This window comes from Pedobacter chitinilyticus (assembly GCF_003313385.1).
Taxonomy (GTDB): Bacteria; Bacteroidota; Bacteroidia; order Sphingobacteriales; family Sphingobacteriaceae; genus Pedobacter; species Pedobacter chitinilyticus.
Window position 1 is genome coordinate 590,879 of record NZ_QMHN01000002.1, and the last position, 17,282, is coordinate 608,160.

Here is a 17,282-nt window from a genome sequence, read left to right on the forward strand (position 1 = left end):
GGGACAACACTTAAACCTCTAGGATGTTTGAAAAAAGAAGCAGAACACTGGTAAACAATTATTTACAGAGAAGCCATGACAATTTCAATTGCATTCCCTAAATTTATAAATGCGCATTTTTCTCCTTCTAAATTTATTGCTGTTTTTTACGTTCAAAAGCTACGGGCAGAAAGATATTTCTCAGAAAATCGCCTTCAATAACCTGGCAAATCCAACCACCAATTTGTTTATTCATTTTGACAAGAATATTTATGCTAATAATGAAACTGCTTATTTCACTGCCTATTTATTAAAAACTGGAAAATTTAAACATAAAGCTCATAAAGTTTTAGCTGTTGCGCTAATCAGGGACATGGATAGTTCCTTAGTAAAATTGGATAAATTTTTAGTCCACGACGGACTTGCTTTTGGCAGCATGGTCTTCCCCGATTCTATACTAACAGGTGATTACCATTTTTTGGCCTTTACCGATAAATTGATCGATGGCAAACCAGAGCTCACCTTTAAGCAGCGGATCACTCTAAAAACCAATATCGATTTGCCTTTCAAGGGAAACATTGCATTTCTGGAAAAACCAAACGACAAGGCTAAAGAACATAAGCTATTGATTTCGGTCACATCGAACGATAATAAGTTCTTACCTAAGCCAACCATCGTAAATTATAGGTACGGCAAGGAACAAAGAACTGCAAAAACCGATGCTTCTGGCCAATTATTGCTTTCCCTTCCTAAACAGGAAAACATCATCGATCCTAATATTTATGTGAGGTTAAAATACTTAAAAGACAGCGCCTTCTTGAACTTAAACCTGCCGTCCAGCAAAATCAAAGCAATAGTTAAATTCTTTCCAGTAGGTGGTAACTTAGTCAACAATGTTACTTCAACCATCGCTTGGGAAGTCACTGATCCGCAGAAAAAGCCCATGGCCATCAAAGCTTTCTTATATCAAGACAACACCATTGTCGACACCATAGAAACCAGCAGTTACGGTATTGGAAAGTTTAAACTATCTCCTAAAGAAAATGCCGTTTACAGCGTAAAACTAGTTCACGAAACCATGGCTGACAGCACTTACTTTTTACCCAAAGCACTCCCAACTGGCTTGGTCATGAACATTGCCAATGTGCTTCCTCAAGACACTTTACAATTGTTATTGAGAAGTACTGGTGAGCAGAAGGTATTCATACGAGTGCACAATTTCAAGAAATGCTTTATCGATTATCCCCTTGGCACGGAAGGTCACCGCACAAGGAGAATCAAAGTTCCTTTAACCGAAATTCCCAAAGGGATACACACTGTCACCATTACTGACAGTTTGGATAGACCATTAGCTGAGCAGATTTTCTTTGCCCACTACGACAACAAAGCGTCCCTTAAAATCCAACTGGATAACCCAGTTTACCTTCAAAGAGAAAAAGTGACCGTAAAACTTAGTCCTAATGAACTAAAGTCTGATGCCATTGTATCAATAGCCGTAGTACAAGAGAATAGGATTTCACTAAAAAACAGCAATGATATTGAAACCTACTCCTACATTAAAAACGAACTCGAAAATGCTCCAGCTAGCATTAATGGAAAGGGTTATAGAGACAAAAGTTACCTCGAACAGATTTTAATGGCGAAAGGGTGGCGAAGATATACTTGGCAACAAATGTTGAATGCAAAGTTAAACGACACTGCGAAAAGTGTAGATAGCTTATCGATAGTGGGAAGCCTAAAAAAAGGCACTAAACAAATTACCAAACCAATGAGCCTCGCCATTTTTGGAGATAACCAAATTAGAACACTTGAAACCTCTCCGCAAGGAAACTTTAACCTAAATCAATCAGCGTTTATATCTGGGTATGGTAAAAAAATGTATGTATTTATTAATGCCGCAGATAAAGAAAGTTTTGATATTTATATCGATGATTTGTTTGAAAAAACCAGTAAGAAATTGGCCCGAACCGAAACGCCTTTTGAAGATATGCTGCCATTATCTTTAAACAACAATGTGGATTTAGCCCTCAAAAGCAACGAAAAAGCCATTAGGCTAAAAGAAGTAACCATTACCAACAAAAAAGACAACAGTTTTAACTATCAGGGTGCTCCTGGAGCTAACGCTTGCGGAGATTATGTTTGCAGATACAACATTTTAAATTGTCAAAATCACGTTGCCGATGTGGGCAATACCCAGCCCATACGAGGCAGAACTTACGGCGGCACGATGAAAACACCCTACATTGGCTGTACTACTTTCGACAAAAAAGACAAGTCTTACGTGCAGTTTTCAGGAATCTTCTACCATAAAGAATTCTATTTAGATGATTACAAAGATCCGGCGGAACCTGCGCTTTTTTCGACAATTTACTGGAATTATGGCATGGTTTTAAATCGCGAAAAGGAAACTGAATTCAGTTTTTATACTGGCGACATCACTGGAGTTTTCAAAATCATTGTACAGGGAATAACCGATAATGATGTAGTTTACTCAGAAAACAAATTTGAAGTAAAAAATAAAGGACAGGCTAATTAACCTGTCCTCAATTAAGATATTTTATTATTGCTTATTCTTAGCAGCTTCAATAATTTCGTCAACCACTGCTGGATCTAGTAAGGTCGATGTATCTCCAAGATTCGAAGTTTCACCTTCAGCAATTTTTCTTAAAATTCTACGCATAATTTTACCCGATCTGGTTTTAGGCAAGCCCGATACAAACAGAATTTTATCTGGTTTAGCAATCGCACCAATCACCCTTGTAACGGTTTGCAGAATATCCTTTTTGGTTAAGTCCGCATCTTGGTGGTGATTTGGATAGATGATAAATGCATAAATTCCTTGTCCTTTCACATCGTGAGGATAACCTACTACTGCACTTTCAACCACACCAGCATGCATGTTAATGGCATTTTCTACTTCAGCTGTGCCAATTCTATGACCTGATACGTTCAATACGTCATCAACCCTACCTGTAATTCTGTAGTAGCCATCCTCATCTCTCAAACATCCATCGCCTGTAAAATACATTCCTGGATAAGTAGAAAAATAAGTTTGACGGCAACGTTCATGATCACCATAAGTGGTACGCAACATCCCTGGCCAAGGGAATTTAATGCACAAGTTACCGCTTACATCATTACCTTCTATTTCAACACCATTTTCATCAACCAATACAGGCTGTATACCTGGCAAAGGCAAAGTAGCATAGCTAGGTTTGGTTTTGGTTACGTTAGCAATTGGCGAAATCATAATTCCACCAGTTTCCGTCTGCCACCAAGTATCTACAATTGGCGCTTTACCATGACCAATCTTTTCGTCAAACCAATGCCAAGCCTCTTCGTTGATCGGCTCTCCTACTGAACCTAAAACCCTCAATGAGCTTAAATCTTTTCCTTCTAAAGGCTCGTCTCCAAAACTCATCAATGACCTAATGGCCGTTGGTGCCGTGTAAAGAATATTTACTTTGTGCTTCTCTACAATATCCCAAAAACGAGAAGGAGTTGGATAAGTAGGCACACCTTCAAAAATTAAAGTGGTAGCCCCTTGTGACAATGGACCGTAAACAATATAAGAGTGTCCAGTAATCCAACCGATATCTGCCGTACAGAAATAGACTTCATCAGGCTGGTAATTAAAAACATTACTGAAGGTATAACCTGCATAAACCATATAGCCACCGCAGGTATGCACTACACCTTTTGGTTTTCCTGTAGAACCAGAAGTATATAAAATGAACAACAGATCTTCTGCATCCATTTCCTCGGCTTCGCAAACTGCATTTACGTGTTTCACTTCATCTTCCCACCATACATCTCTACCTTTCAGCATACTTACAGGTGTTCTTACGTGGGTAAGTACAATTACTTTTTCTACCGTAGGACAACCAATCAAAGCATCATCAATCACATCTTTCAATGGAATAGGCTTCGCTCCGCGATAAACGCCATCCGCAGTAATCACCAATTTACATTTGGCATCGTTAATTCTATCTGCAATTGATTTGGCTGAAAATCCACCAAATACCACCGAGTGTACCGCACCAATGCGAGCGCAAGCTAACACGGCAATGGCCAATTCAGGTACCATTGGCATATATATACAAATACGATCGCCTTTTTGCGCACCGTTTCTTTTTAAAACATTGGCAAAACGACAAACGGCTTCGTGCAACATCTTATAAGTTAAGGTTACACTATCTTGCTCTGGATCGTTAGGTTCCCATATAATGGCAGGCTTGTCTGCACTGTGCTCCAAATGCCTGTCTAAACAATTTTCAGTGATATTAAGCTTGGCACCTTCGAACCATTTGATATTTGGCTCTTCGAAATTCCAAGAAAGAACTTTGTACCAAGGTTTTCTCCAGCGGAAATTTTGGGCTACTTCACCCCAAAACTGCTCTGGGTTTTCAATACTTTTTTTGTAGCTTTCTTCATACTGCTCCAAAGATTTGATCTGCATAGTAATTTATAATAGGTTGTGGATTGTTCGGATGCTAAAATAAGTAATTATATACTATAAAAACATCAAATTCGTCTCAATTTTACAAACAACATATCAACAAACCGCCACATTTATTCAAATTTTCCCAATTGCAGATAAGTTTAAAATTAAAACCTTTGCTGCTAAAAACAAAGGTTAATTTAGAGCTAATAACTTAGTTTTATTTCTTTAATAGAAATGTTAAATACAAATCTATTCTAGCCGTTCGAAACATGAAATATCCAGACTTGAGTGTTTTTAAAAGCAAAAGGACATCTAAAGCCCTTTTCAATTCGTTCATGATGCACATTAATTGTTAGTGAGTTAGCATTTACTAGACACACAAAAAATATCTTTAAAATATTTTCACAGCACACTTGATGTTTAGAAAAATTATTCTGATATTTGCAGGCTCTTAAAAAGAATTAAGCGACGAATAACAAATAACAAAATAAAGTCATGTCAAGAGTTTGTGATTTAACAGGAAAAACCGCGATGAAAGGACATAACGTTTCTCACTCGAACGTTAAAACTAAGCGCAAGTTTTATCCTAACCTACAACTTCAGAAATTTTACATCCCTGAAGAAGATCGTTGGATAACACTAAAAGTATCTACTTCAGCTATTAAAACCATCAATAAAATTGGTGTTTCTGAAGCGATTAATCGTTTCATGAAAAAAGGATATTTGTAAAAACATTTGCCGTACCTACGGCATAAATAAATAAAGAAATGGCAAAAAAAGGTAACAGAGTTCAAGTTATTTTAGAATGCACAGAGCATAAAACAAGTGGTATGCCTGGTATGTCTAGATATATTTCTACTAAAAACCGTAAAAACACTACTGAGCGTTTAGAGTTGAAAAAATACAACCCGGTTTTAAAGAAAGTAACCGTACACAAGGAGATTAAATAATTTTGAAGGGGTAAAATGATTGAATTATAGAATTGAAATTCAGTCATTCATAATTCACTCACTCAATCATTAAATTTAAAAAAACATGGCAAAGAAAGTAGTTGCAACCCTTAAAACAGGTACAGGTAAAGAATATTCAAAAGTGATCACAATGGTTAAGTCTCCAAAAACTGGTGCTTACTCATTCAAAGAAGCAATTGTTCACAATGATCACGTTAAAGATGCTATTGCTGGTAGCAGCAAATAACAATATTTAAGAATAGCTTAAGAGCCGTTCCGTATTAACGGAAGGGCTTTTTTTATTTTATAAAACTAATCCCATATTTATTTTGGGGAAGCTATCATCAACCTTGACAAACAATTAATAAATTGATGAAATATGGGTTTATTTGATTTTTTCAAAAAAAAAGAAACTGCACCTGAAGCTCAGGAAGCATTAGATAAAGGACTTGAAAAAACCAAGGAAGGTTTTTTTAGTAAACTTACTAAAGCCGTTGCTGGAAAGTCTACCGTTGACGATGATGTACTGGACAACTTGGAGGAAGTTCTGGTAACTTCTGACGTAGGTGTTAGCACTACGCTTAAAATCATCGATAGAATTCAGGCCCGTGTAGCAAAAGACAAGTACCTATCTACCACCGAACTTAATGGCTTATTAAGAGACGAAATTCAATTATTACTAGCCGAAAATAACAGTAACGACTTCAGGAATTTTGAATACGGCGACCATAAACCTTATGTAATTATGGTAGTTGGCGTAAATGGCGTGGGCAAAACCACTACGATTGGCAAGCTTGCCCATAAGCTGAAAAAAGAAAACCTAAATGTAGTATTGGGTGCTGCTGATACTTTCCGTGCTGCCGCTGTTGATCAGATCAAGCTTTGGGGCGAACGTGTGGGTGTACGTGTAGTGGCACAAGCCATGGGCTCTGACCCTGCTTCTGTTGCTTTCGATACTTTACAGTCAGCCGTAGCCAATAAGGAAGATGTGGTTATTATCGATACTGCAGGTCGTTTACACAACAAAGTTGGTTTAATGAATGAACTAGGTAAAATCAAAAATGTGATGCAAAAGGTTGTTCCAAATGCACCTCATGAGATTTTATTGGTACTGGATGGATCCACTGGACAAAATGCTTTTGAGCAGTGCAAACAATTTACTGAAGCCACTGATGTAAATGCGTTGGCCATTACTAAATTAGATGGAACCGCGAAAGGTGGTGTGGTTATTGGTATTTCAGATCAATTTAAAATTCCAGTAAAATACATTGGTGTTGGTGAAAAAATGGACGATTTACAACTGTTCGATAAGAAAGAATTTGTCAATAGTTTATTTAAATAAATATAGGTGCACTAAAGTGGTTGATTACACAGATTTTAGGATTACAACGATGTAATAATGGAAACTGAAGATTTAGCAACTTATGACGAGCTTACTCGAAAAATAATAGGTTGTTGTTTTGAAGTTCATAATATCCTAGGTCCTGGATTTCTCGAAAAAATCTACGTTAATGCACTAAAAATAAAGCTACAACAAAAAGGAATATTCTTTGAAACAGAAAAAGAGTTTATCGTCAAATTTGAAAACACCATTATTGGTAAGTTCAGGTGCGATTTATTAGTAGAAAACAAAGTAATAGTCGAACTCAAATCTGTAACAGGGTATCAACCTAAGTTATTTCAAAACCAACTCATCTCCTACCTGAGAGCCAGCAAAATTAAAACTGGATTATTGATTAACTTTGGAAATACCAGCTGTGAGATTAAGCGTCTATCAGTATAATTAAAAATCAATCGGTGTAATCTCACAATCTGTGTCATCAAACCGAAGGAAAAATCGGCATAATCATCCCAAAAAGAAAAATGATTACAAAAAATAAAACAACTACAAAAACCGCTCAACCAAAAATCAATGTGATTACTTTGGGTTGCTCTAAAAATACTTACGACAGCGAAGTGTTAATGGGACAACTGAAAGGCAACAATTTGAATGTTGAGCACGAAGCGAGCAAATTAGGGAAAGATGATATTGTAGTTATTAACACCTGCGGTTTCATTGATAATGCGAAGCAAGAATCTATCGATACCATTTTACAATACAGCCAGCTTAAAGATGAAGGCAAAGTAGGAAAGGTTATTGTTACTGGTTGTCTTTCTGAACGCTACAAACCAGATTTAGAAGCTGAAATCACTAACGTTGATGCATATTTCGGCACCAATGACCTTCAAAATATTTTACACACTTTAGGTGCCAACTACAAGCACGAATTGATTGGTGAACGTTTGCTCACCACGCCATCGCATTTTGCTTATTTCAAAATTGCGGAGGGTTGTAATCGACCTTGTTCTTTTTGCGCCATTCCTTTAATGCGTGGCAAACATGTTTCCAGGGATATGAGTGAACTGGTGAATGAAGCTAAAATATTGGCTGCAAACGGCACTAAAGAGCTAATTCTTATTGCACAAGATTTAACTTATTACGGTTTAGATTTATACGGCAAGAGGAATTTAGATGAACTTTTACGTCGCTTATCAGATGTAAACGGCATAGAGTGGATCAGATTGCAATACGCCTACCCTTCTGGTTTCCCTATGGAAATTTTGGAGGCGATGAATGAGCGTGAGAATATTTGCAAATATCTGGATATGCCACTACAGCATATCACCGATAACATGTTAAAGTCAATGCGTCGTGGAATCACCAAGCAAAAAACAATTGATATTGTTAATGAAATCAGAGCTAAGGTTCCAAATATCGCCATGCGTACTACTTTAATTTGTGGCTACCCAGGTGAAACCGAACGTGATTTTGAAGAGATGTACCAATGGGTTGAGCAAACTCGCTTCGACCGTTTGGGTTGCTTCACTTATTCACATGAGGAAAAAACACACGCTTACGACTTAGTAGATGATGTTCCAGAAGAAATCAAACAAGAACGTGTAGACGCCATTATGGAATTGCAACAGGGCATTTCTTTCGAAATCAACCAAGAAAAAGTAGGCAACACCTACAAAGTATTGGTAGATAGAAAAGAAGGTGATTTCTTTATTGGCCGTACAGAGTTTGACTCGCCAGAAGTGGATAATGAAGTATTAATTGACGCCAATTCTGGATATGCCGCTATTGGAAGCTTTGTAAACGTAAAAGTAAATAGAGCTGAAGATTTCGATTTATATGGGCAGATTGTAAAATAGGTTATATTTGTCTATATGCCAGATAAAAATCTTTACATTATTGCAGGTTGTAACGGAGCCGGTAAAACTACCGCCTCATTTACTATTCTACCTGAAATTATTCTGTGTAAGGAATTTGTAAATGCTGATGAAATAGCAAAAGGGCTTTCGCCTTTTCAACCAGAAAAAGTAGGCTTTGAAGCTGGGAGAATTATGCTAAACCGTATTAACGACCTATTAAAAAACAATGAAAGCTTTGCTTTTGAAACTACATTATCTACTAAGAGTTACAAAAACAAAGTACTAGAGGCCAAACAAAATGGTTATACCGTAACCCTAGTTTTCTTTTGGTTGCAAAGTGTAGAACTTGCAAAAGAAAGGGTCAAAACGAGGGTTGCGGAAGGCGGGCATAATATTCCTGCTGATATAATTGAAAGAAGATATATAAAAGGTATAAAAAATTTATTCGATATTTACTTGCCTATTGTTAACGGAGCCTTTATTTTTGATAATTCTAAGGGCAAGCACGAACTTTTAGCTCAAAAAACTGTTGACGAAAGGTTAACGATTATAAATAACATGAAGTTTAATCAACTAAAAGAATTACTATGACAACTGTAGAAAAACAAATAGAACTACGAGATAAACTTGTCGTAGGACTTGAAAAGGTTTATGAAAAACTGATTGAATTTAAAAAACAAAAGAAATCAGAGTTAGTGATAATAAAGGATGGCAAGGTTGTAAAAATTAAGCCCTAGTAAATCCAAAGCATATTATTAAAAAGGTCGGGATGTTACATCTCGACCTTTTCATGTTTGGTAGCTATATAAAGCTCCTTAGCAGACCTCGTAGGTTTTTAAAACCTACGAGGTCTTTTATATTTATTAATCTCATGTAAAATAATTCCATCAGCTACACTTGTTTCAAAATTTAATTTAATTTCGAAATGTGAAGGCTAAATACATTTCTTATCAGGACACCCACTCCTTTTCGAACTTAGTTTTAGACTATGTGAATGATGTGGAGTTTCTAAAATCTTTCTACAGTTACAGGCCAGACATGGATGGACTGAAAAAAGCAGTCGAAAATCATCAGTTTATTGGAGATAGAAAGATTTTAGTCCAGGTGCTACAACAACAGTATCAGCAAATTAAGGTAAACAAAGCGGTTAGCCATAACATCGAATTACTGCTCAATCAAAATACTTATACCGTTACTACTGGCCACCAGTTGAATCTTTTTACAGGCCCACTTTATTTCATCTATAAAATTGTAACCACTATTAATCTGGCGTTAGAACTTAAAATTGCCAACCCAGAGAAAAATTTTGTACCTATTTATTGGATGGCTACGGAAGATCATGATTTTGAAGAAATCAATCATGTAAATGTAGATGAAAAAAACATTAGCTGGATACAACAAACCAATGGTGCTACAGGAAGATTAAACACCAAAACCGTGGCTGCTGCTGTACAAGCTTACAAAGGTTATTTGGGCATCAGTAAAAACGGGAAGAAGTTAGCCAAACTGGTAGAGCAGGCTTATCTGGAAAATGACAACTTAGCAGATGCGACTAGAGTTTTAGTCAACAGCCTTTTTGAACAATATGGATTGGTGATCATGAATGCAGATGATGCGCAACTAAAAGCACAATTTGCAAGCATCATCCAACAAGATATTACGCAGCAAAACAGTGCCAAACTAACAGAAGAAACAAGTCAACTGTTAGAAAAACAAGGCTATAAAACGCAAGTTAACGGCAGAGATATCAACTTCTTTTACCTAAAAGATGATTTAAGAGAACGCATCATCAAAGAAGGGGAAACGTATGTCGTGAACCATACTGACATTAAATTTACTGAAGAAGAGATCATTGCCGAGATTAACCTACATCCAGAAAGGTTTAGTCCCAACGTAATCATGAGGCCACTTTATCAGGAAGTGATCTTGCCCAACATTGCTTATATCGGCGGTGGCGCAGAAGTTTCCTATTGGATGCAATTGAAAGCCAATTTCGATTTTTACAAGGTGAATTTTCCAGTGCTTTTATTGAGAAATTCGGCTTTGGTAGTAGATCAGAGAAGTTTCGACAACCTCAACAAACTAGGCTTTAACTTCGAAGATCTTTTCTTGTCTATACAAGCCCTGCAAGAAAAATGGATCAAGGCCAACAGTAATGCCAACATGAGCCTAAACGATGAAAAGGCTAATGTGATAGCAGTGTTCGATAAAATTAAGCTAAATGCCTTTAAAATTGACAAGACTTTAGAAGTATCTGCGGATGCTGTACTTGCCAAAACAGAGAAGCTATTGGATAAGCTAGAAAAGAAATTTTTTAAGGCTGAAAAAAGAAATCACGAGGTATCTATTACGCAAATAGAAAACCTCAAAAAACGACTGTTTCCTAACGGCACCTTGCAAGAAAGAGTACTCAACCTAGCTCCTATGTATGTCAATTACGGAGACGATTTTATTGCCACCTTAATTGAAAATTTTGATCCTTTGGGTGGAGATTTCACGTTGATCCTTCCATAGAAAGGATTGAATTTTGAATGACCGAATGAGTGAATCAGTAAAACGTTTCAACTTTACAACAATTTAACCTTACAACAATTTAGCAATGTTTATCACCTTCACCGAAGAAAAATTACGAACCTTCACCTTTACTGTCTTTAAAAAAATGGGTTGTTCTGACGAGCACGCCAATTTAGCGACAGATGTTTTGGTACGTTCTGATTTAAGAGGAATAGATTCACACGGTGTAGCTAGATTAAGCGGTTATTATCGCCTTTGGGAGAAGAATAGGATTAATGCTACGCCAAACATCAAGATTGTGCATGAAACACCAACCACCGCTACCGTAGATGGTGATGCAGGTTTAGGACTGGTGGTTGCACCATTTGCGATGAAGGTAGCGATAGAAAAGGCTGAAAAATATGGTAGTGGATGGGTTTCGGTCAAAAACTCTAATCATTTCGGCATTGCTGGATATCATGCGTTAATGGCCGTAGAAAAAGATATGATTGGTATTAGCATGACCAATGCCAGTCCATTGGTAGCACCTACTTATGCCAACGAACGTTTGCTGGGCACTAACCCAATGTGCTATGCTTTTCCAGCAGGTAAATATCCAGCAGTAGTAGTAGATATGGCAACTGCCGCCGCCGCCAACGGAAAATTAGAAATTGCCCAACGTGCCAATGCAGATATTCCAGATGGATGGGTGCAGGATAAAGATGGGCATCAATCCATCAACGCAAATGAATTAAAAGCAGGTGGCTCTTTACTTCCACTAGGTAGCGATAAAGATCACGGTAGCCATAAAGGCTATGGGTTGGGCGCAACGGTCGATATTCTTTCCGCAGTATTATCAGGAGCCAATTACGGACCTTGGGTTCCGCCGTTTGTGGCTTTTTTAGAACCTGATCCGAACCCAGTAGGAGAAGGAATTGGCCATTTTCTAGGTGCGATGCGTGTAGATGGTTTTCGTCCCGCACAAGACTTCAAAGATCATTTAGACAATTGGATTAAGCGCTTTAAAAGCGCTAAAACCGTTGATGAAAACAAAAAGGTGATCATACCTGGTGAACCAGAATATCAGTTCGAGAACGAGCGCAAAATTACAGGCATTCCTTTAATTGACGTAGTTGTGAACGACTTGAATGGTTTAGCAGAAAAAATTGGCGTAGACAAGCTTTAAAAGCTATTTCTTCACTTTAAACAACTTGAAGCTTTCCTTGTAAGTAAGGAAAAAAGAATGGTTAAATTGCAGCTGTTTTTCTGATCGATCTAAGTCGAAATGTGGCTCGAAACGTACATCAAGATATAGGTTTGGAAGCAATTCTTTTTGATAGATATACCTCAACATCAAAATATTTCGATGGTTTTGCGTATAACCCGCATCATTCATAGTTTCAGATACCGATTGATACAAAGGCATTCCCTTAATGCTGATGAACTTATTTCCTTTCCAGTAAGACGCTACTAAATTACCCCAACGCGTATCAATGCCCGCATTTAGCCACAAACCAAAACCACCTTGATAAGCCCTCACTTTGGTAGGCGAAAAATCTTTATAAGCCGCTACAAAGTTTTGGGTATACACCTGCTTCACGTGGTAACCAATATTTTTACTCAACGTAAATCCTGTAGCACCGTTAAACAAAGTAGTGATGGGAATTTCCTTTAAAACATCTATTTGTCCACCAGCATGATAAAATAGTGATTGAGCAGGAATGGTCAGCTTCCAATCCTCGTTTTTGACCAAGACAATTTCGGTGGAAAAACCTCCCACAATTTCTTCTTTGGCGGCATCACCTCTATAAATCATCTTCTGCCAAGCAATCCAAGCATCTAAGCTAAACTTTTCCTTGTCTATCAATAGTTGTGTCCCATATTCAATAGGTGTAGTAATTTTGCGCTCAAAGTTATATAACGGCTCAATGTAATTATGTTGAATATTTCCTTCCAAACTACCAAAAACCAAGGTTAAATTCTTTTTGCTATATTTTACATTGAATAAAGGTTTTGCATCAAACAAACCTCTTTCGTTTCCAAAATCTTTCCTTAGATAAGCCCCTGCAGTAATTGCCAAATTAGGATGCGCATAGTACACCAATTGCGGCTCTAGCTGAGTACCATACAGCGTATAACCGTCATGAAATTTATTCGAGTATTCGTAATTTCTAACGTAGTTAAAGTTATAAAAATTAAGATGTAACTCATTCGTCAAACTATCTGCTGGACGGATACGATTGTAAAGGTAGTTGTTGTTCAGTTGGGCATTAACTGAATGCACTAAAGCCAATAAAAAAATAAATAGTAAATGTTTTTTCATTTTTTAAGTTTTTTGCTGCTGCCATTCAGAGCGAAGCGAAGGATCTCCTCTTTAGACTTCTCGTTCCTCGAAATGACAAAAGGCTACTCTCCCTTTTTCTCTCGAGATTTTTTGTAAAGTTTCACGGCAATCATGATCAAGAGTGCGATGCCCATTATTCCAATTAAACCATAAACCCAATCTAATGCACTTTTAAGGATTACCACAAATACAATCGCAATCATAAAAATAGTCGCCAACTCACGCCATAAACGCAATTGAAAACTACTCCAACGATAACGATCATTTCTCAATCCAACGATGATCCTACCACAAATAAAATGATAAATGAGAAGGCCAATTACAAAAGCTAGCTTTACCCACATCCAGTCCATTTGCAATAAACCACTGTTGATATGGAGCATGCACAGCCCTGCTACTAAAGATATCAGCATGGCGGGTTGGCAAATGATCTTCCACAGTGTAGCCTCCATTTTGGTAAATTGCTTCTTCAGCACACTTTTCTCTGGTTCTAACTTATCGTTCGCTTCGGTATGGTAAATAAACAAACTTAGTAGATAGAACAGTCCCGCCATCCAACTAATGACAAATACGATGTGAACTGCCTTGAAATATTGATAATATTCTTCCATAAAAAATCCCCATTCGGGGATTAAAGTTATTAATACTTAAACGCTTTCACTACTTCGATCGCATATTTTACATTATCGAAAGGGATATCTGGCATAATGCCATGGCCTAGGTTAAAAATGAAACCATTTTCACCACGCATACGCTCAAACAATTTATGTATTTGTGCCTTGATTACAGGCTGATCCGCATACAAAATATGAGGGTCTAAATTCCCCTGCACGGCAATACCAGCAGGTAATGCTTTTTTAATGTTCAACAAATCAGCGTTCCAATCAATCGAAACTACATCTGGTTTGGCTTCTGCCATAATTGGCGCAAAAACCGAACTCCCTTTACAGAAAGAAATTACTGGAATATTTGTTCTATTTAAGCCTGCTATAATTTGTGTATTATATTGGTGCGAAAACTCTTGGTAGTCATTCCACGACAAGGCCAATGCCCAGCTATCAAACAATTGGAGGGCATTTACACCCGCCTCAATCTGTAAGTTCAAATAATCGATCGTTACCTTCGCAATTTTGGCCAAAAGCTTATGCGCCAAATCTGGACGATTATGAATTAACAGCTTGGTCAATTTAAAATCTTTAGAAGAACCACCTTCCACCAAATAGCTCATTACCGTAAAAGGAGCACCTGCAAAACCAATTAACGGAATACTACCATTTAAACGTTGCTGGATAACTTTAATCGCATCAGCAACATATTGCAATTTATCCAAACAATCTGTCGCCAAAGCATCAATATCTGCTTCTGTACGTACTGGATTGGCAAACTTAGGACCAACACCTTGGGTAAAGCTTAAATCGCCGCCCATGGCTTCTCCAGTTACTAAAATATCCGAGAACAAAATTGCTGCATCAATTCCTAACAAATCTACTGGCAACATGGTTACATCGGCAGCAATTTCTGGGGTCTTACACATCTCTAAGAAAGAGTATTTATTTTTGATTTCCCAGTATTGCGGCATAAAACGGCCTGCCTGCCTCATCATCCACACTGGTGGTCGTTCAGTTTGTTTTGAAAATGCTGCGTCTAAAAATAAATTGTTCTCCATGTTTTTTAATTTGCCAGTTTCTTGGCCTCGTTCTCAATATTTGTAATAATTTCTAAAGCTCTCGATGAAGTAGCCAGCTCTTTTGCCTTTTCAACATAAGCTAAGGCCCTTTCTCCTTCTTTTTTTCGGAGCGCTAAGTTAGCTAAATGAATTAAAACATAAGCCTTATCATTTTTTCCACCCAAAGGAAAGCGGCTGGCCACTTGAAAATGAAATTCTGCTTTTTCAAAATCTTCACGTTTCAAGGCGATGTTAGCACGCATAAACTCGTAAAAACCTCTCCTGCTTTTGGCTAATCGATCAGGATTATCCACTTCGTTCAATACTTTTTCGGCTCTGTCATAATCCGAATTTTTGAAGTGTTTAGAAGCCAATAGCACTGAGCTGTGCTTAAAATGACTCCACAGTATAAAACAGAAAAGCAGGCCCGATATTGCGGCCAGCTGATACTGTTGATAATTGATACTTACCAATGCCGAGAGCACAAAAATGCCCATCAGCACAAACCTACCCAGTTTATTATACATTAGTGGATATCCGTAAATTTATATCCCACCCCTCTGATCGAATGGAAGTACATTGGATTTTTTTGATCTGGTTCAAAATACTTACGGAAAGTAAGAATAAAGTTATCGATCGTTCTTGTTGAAGGATAAACGTCGTAGTTCCAAACTGTTTCCAAAATCTGTTCACGGGAAACCGCTTCGTTTTTACGCTCAATCAAAAGTTTCAATAACATGGTTTCCTTTTTGGTTAAAGGAACTACCGTACCGTCATCTTGCTTTAATTCAAAAGAGTTAAAATAAATGGTTTTATCACCAATTTTGTAAGAGTTAAGCTCTTTTAAATCGTCTGATTTTAAGCTGCGTTTTACTAAGATACCTACGCGTAAAATCAGCTCTTCCAAGTTAAAAGGTTTTACCAAATAATCATCAGCTCCCTTTTTAAGGCCCATTACCCTGTCTTCACTGGTATTTTTAGCCGTTAAAAAAAGAATTGGCACTTCCGTATTTTCCAAACGTATAGTTTCGCAAACCTGAAAGCCATCCATTTCTGGCAGCATCACGTCTAAAACAACCAAGTTAAAGCGTTCTTCTTTAAATACTTTTAAGGCAGTTTTGCCGTCTTTAACAGCATGAACTTTATAACCCTCAAGTTCGAGGTTTAATTTGATGGCATCCAACAAGTGATCTTCGTCTTCAACCAGTAGTACTCTTAATTTTTGTGACATATTAGTTAAATGTTACTTCAAAAATTGCACCGTGAGGTACGTTATCTTTAACGCTGATGTCAGCGTCGTGGTTTTGTAATACTTCCTTAACAATAAATAAGCCAAGTCCTGTCCCCTTACTTTTGCGCACATTTTCGTCGCCCACACGGTAAAATTTATCAAAAATATGCATCTTTTCGCTATCTGGAATGCCCAATCCCTTGTCTGAAACCACTAATTTCGGCTTTCCGTCATTTTGGCACAATTTAACTGTAATTTCGGCACAAGGCCCCGAATATTTCACTGCATTTTCTACCAGGTTATTTACCACCGACGATAAGGCAAATTGATCGCCTTCTATCACCACGTTATCTTCAATATCGGTACTGATAATTTGCTCGCAGCCGCATGAATGCACTTGCAATCTATCCGTAATTCTGGTGACCAAATCAGAAAAATCAAATTTCTCTTTAGGGAAAGAATAAGTTTTGCTCTCAATTTTAGTGGCCAATAACATGTTCTCCACCAAATCATCCAAACGCTCCACATCCTTTAGCGAGTTTTTGATCAAAACGGTACGTTGTTCTTTATCCAGCTCCCTACGTACAATCGTTTGTAACGAAAGTTTAATGGCTGCCAACGGCGACTTCAATTCGTGAGTCACTGAAAGCAGGAAATTCTGCTGGTTTTCATGCAATTTATGCTCCTTTTTGATAGAAGCATGGATAAAATAAGCACCAATTCCTAGCAGGAATAAAAACACAGCGCCCTCTCCCATAATCATAGGCATACGGCTAGGATCAATTTTAACCACCAACATGCCCCAACTGATCAGCTGTCCCAAGGCATAGAACAACAAAATGTAAAATATGATAATGGATTTTTTCATACCAATAATCCCGTAACTTAGGACTTAAATTTAATTATTATTATTTGAAAAGCAGTTTCCTGTAATGCTTAGGTTACTTCAGTCCCGCTTTTCGTTACAATCTTTTTGCGAT

At 37.4% G+C, this 17,282-nt stretch carries 18 protein-coding genes; 11 read left to right on the forward strand and 7 right to left on the reverse strand.

Annotation, left to right across the window (positions count from 1 at the left end; translation table 11 throughout):
- The first annotated feature begins 109 nt into the window (after positions 1–109).
- Positions 110–2,515 (forward strand): hypothetical protein, encoded by a 2,406-nt coding sequence (locus DUT70_RS09315; RefSeq protein WP_113647045.1) that lies wholly within the window; start codon positions 110–112, stop codon positions 2,513–2,515.
- A 24-nt stretch (positions 2,516–2,539) separates the two neighbouring features.
- Here DUT70_RS09315 and acs read toward each other — a convergent pair whose 3' ends face one another.
- Entirely contained in the window at positions 2,540–4,438 is a 1,899-nt protein-coding gene (gene acs, locus DUT70_RS09320) for an acetate--CoA ligase (protein WP_113647046.1), read from the reverse strand.
- A gap of 480 nt (positions 4,439–4,918) precedes the next feature.
- On the opposite strand from acs, the gene rpmB reads away from it, so the two are divergent.
- From rpmB to DUT70_RS09365, 10 genes are all read left to right on the forward strand, one after another.
- On the forward strand, positions 4,919–5,152 hold the full coding sequence (rpmB, locus tag DUT70_RS09325) for a 50S ribosomal protein L28 (RefSeq protein WP_097132999.1): 234 nt from the start codon (positions 4,919–4,921) through the stop codon (positions 5,150–5,152).
- 38 nt (positions 5,153–5,190) lie between these two features.
- The gene (rpmG, locus tag DUT70_RS09330) at positions 5,191–5,373 is read left to right on the forward strand and encodes a 50S ribosomal protein L33 (protein WP_107216618.1); all 183 of its coding nucleotides are present in this window, start codon (positions 5,191–5,193) and stop codon (positions 5,371–5,373) included.
- Positions 5,374–5,458: 85 nt separating this feature from the next.
- Entirely contained in the window at positions 5,459–5,620 is a 162-nt protein-coding gene (locus tag DUT70_RS09335) for a DUF4295 domain-containing protein (RefSeq protein ID WP_113647047.1), read from the forward strand.
- A gap of 132 nt (positions 5,621–5,752) precedes the next feature.
- The gene (gene ftsY, locus DUT70_RS09340; RefSeq protein ID WP_113647048.1) at positions 5,753–6,715 is read left to right on the forward strand and encodes a signal recognition particle-docking protein FtsY; all 963 of its coding nucleotides are present in this window, start codon (positions 5,753–5,755) and stop codon (positions 6,713–6,715) included.
- Between the two features lie 57 nt (positions 6,716–6,772).
- On the forward strand, positions 6,773–7,156 hold the full coding sequence (locus DUT70_RS09345) for a GxxExxY protein (RefSeq protein WP_113647049.1): 384 nt from the start codon (positions 6,773–6,775) through the stop codon (positions 7,154–7,156).
- Positions 7,157–7,236: 80 nt separating this feature from the next.
- On the forward strand, positions 7,237–8,568 hold the full coding sequence (gene rimO, locus DUT70_RS09350) for a 30S ribosomal protein S12 methylthiotransferase RimO (RefSeq protein ID WP_113647050.1): 1,332 nt from the start codon (positions 7,237–7,239) through the stop codon (positions 8,566–8,568).
- A 15-nt stretch (positions 8,569–8,583) separates the two neighbouring features.
- Complete coding sequence (locus DUT70_RS09355) at positions 8,584–9,159, forward strand: zeta toxin family protein (RefSeq protein WP_113647051.1); 576 nt, start codon at positions 8,584–8,586, stop codon at positions 9,157–9,159.
- The gene (locus tag DUT70_RS21160; RefSeq protein ID WP_162926599.1) at positions 9,156–9,305 is read left to right on the forward strand and encodes a hypothetical protein; all 150 of its coding nucleotides are present in this window, start codon (positions 9,156–9,158) and stop codon (positions 9,303–9,305) included. Before DUT70_RS09355 ends, DUT70_RS21160 begins: the two co-directional genes overlap by 4 nt.
- Positions 9,306–9,495: 190 nt before the next feature.
- A complete protein-coding gene (gene bshC, locus DUT70_RS09360) occupies positions 9,496–11,082 on the forward strand; it encodes a bacillithiol biosynthesis cysteine-adding enzyme BshC (RefSeq protein ID WP_113647052.1) in 1,587 nt (528 codons plus the stop codon).
- Between the two features lie 85 nt (positions 11,083–11,167).
- Positions 11,168–12,247: an Ldh family oxidoreductase gene (locus DUT70_RS09365; RefSeq protein ID WP_113647053.1), complete on the forward strand. Its 1,080-nt coding sequence runs from the start codon at positions 11,168–11,170 to the stop codon at positions 12,245–12,247.
- 3 nt (positions 12,248–12,250) lie between these two features.
- Here the strand turns inward: DUT70_RS09365 and DUT70_RS09370 are convergent, their stop codons facing one another.
- The 6 genes from DUT70_RS09370 to DUT70_RS09395 form a co-directional block, all read right to left on the reverse strand.
- Positions 12,251–13,384 carry a hypothetical protein gene (locus tag DUT70_RS09370; protein ID WP_113647054.1) on the reverse strand — a complete coding sequence of 378 codons (1,134 nt, stop codon included), beginning with the start codon at positions 13,382–13,384 and terminating at the stop codon, positions 12,251–12,253.
- An 83-nt stretch (positions 13,385–13,467) separates the two neighbouring features.
- Positions 13,468–14,016, reverse strand: coding sequence for a CopD family protein (locus DUT70_RS09375; protein ID WP_113647055.1), 549 nt, complete (start codon positions 14,014–14,016; stop codon positions 13,468–13,470).
- Between the two features lie 29 nt (positions 14,017–14,045).
- Positions 14,046–15,071 (reverse strand): uroporphyrinogen decarboxylase, encoded by a 1,026-nt coding sequence (gene hemE / locus DUT70_RS09380; RefSeq protein ID WP_113647056.1) that lies wholly within the window; start codon positions 15,069–15,071, stop codon positions 14,046–14,048.
- A 5-nt stretch (positions 15,072–15,076) separates the two neighbouring features.
- Positions 15,077–15,598 carry a tetratricopeptide repeat protein gene (locus DUT70_RS09385; RefSeq protein ID WP_113647057.1) on the reverse strand — a complete coding sequence of 174 codons (522 nt, stop codon included), beginning with the start codon at positions 15,596–15,598 and terminating at the stop codon, positions 15,077–15,079.
- A complete protein-coding gene (locus tag DUT70_RS09390; RefSeq protein ID WP_113647058.1) occupies positions 15,598–16,302 on the reverse strand; it encodes a response regulator transcription factor in 705 nt (234 codons plus the stop codon). Before DUT70_RS09390 ends, DUT70_RS09385 begins: the two co-directional genes overlap by 1 nt.
- 1 nt (position 16,303) lies before the next feature.
- Entirely contained in the window at positions 16,304–17,170 is an 867-nt protein-coding gene (locus DUT70_RS09395) for a sensor histidine kinase (protein WP_113647059.1), read from the reverse strand.
- Positions 17,171–17,282 lie beyond the last annotated feature (112 nt).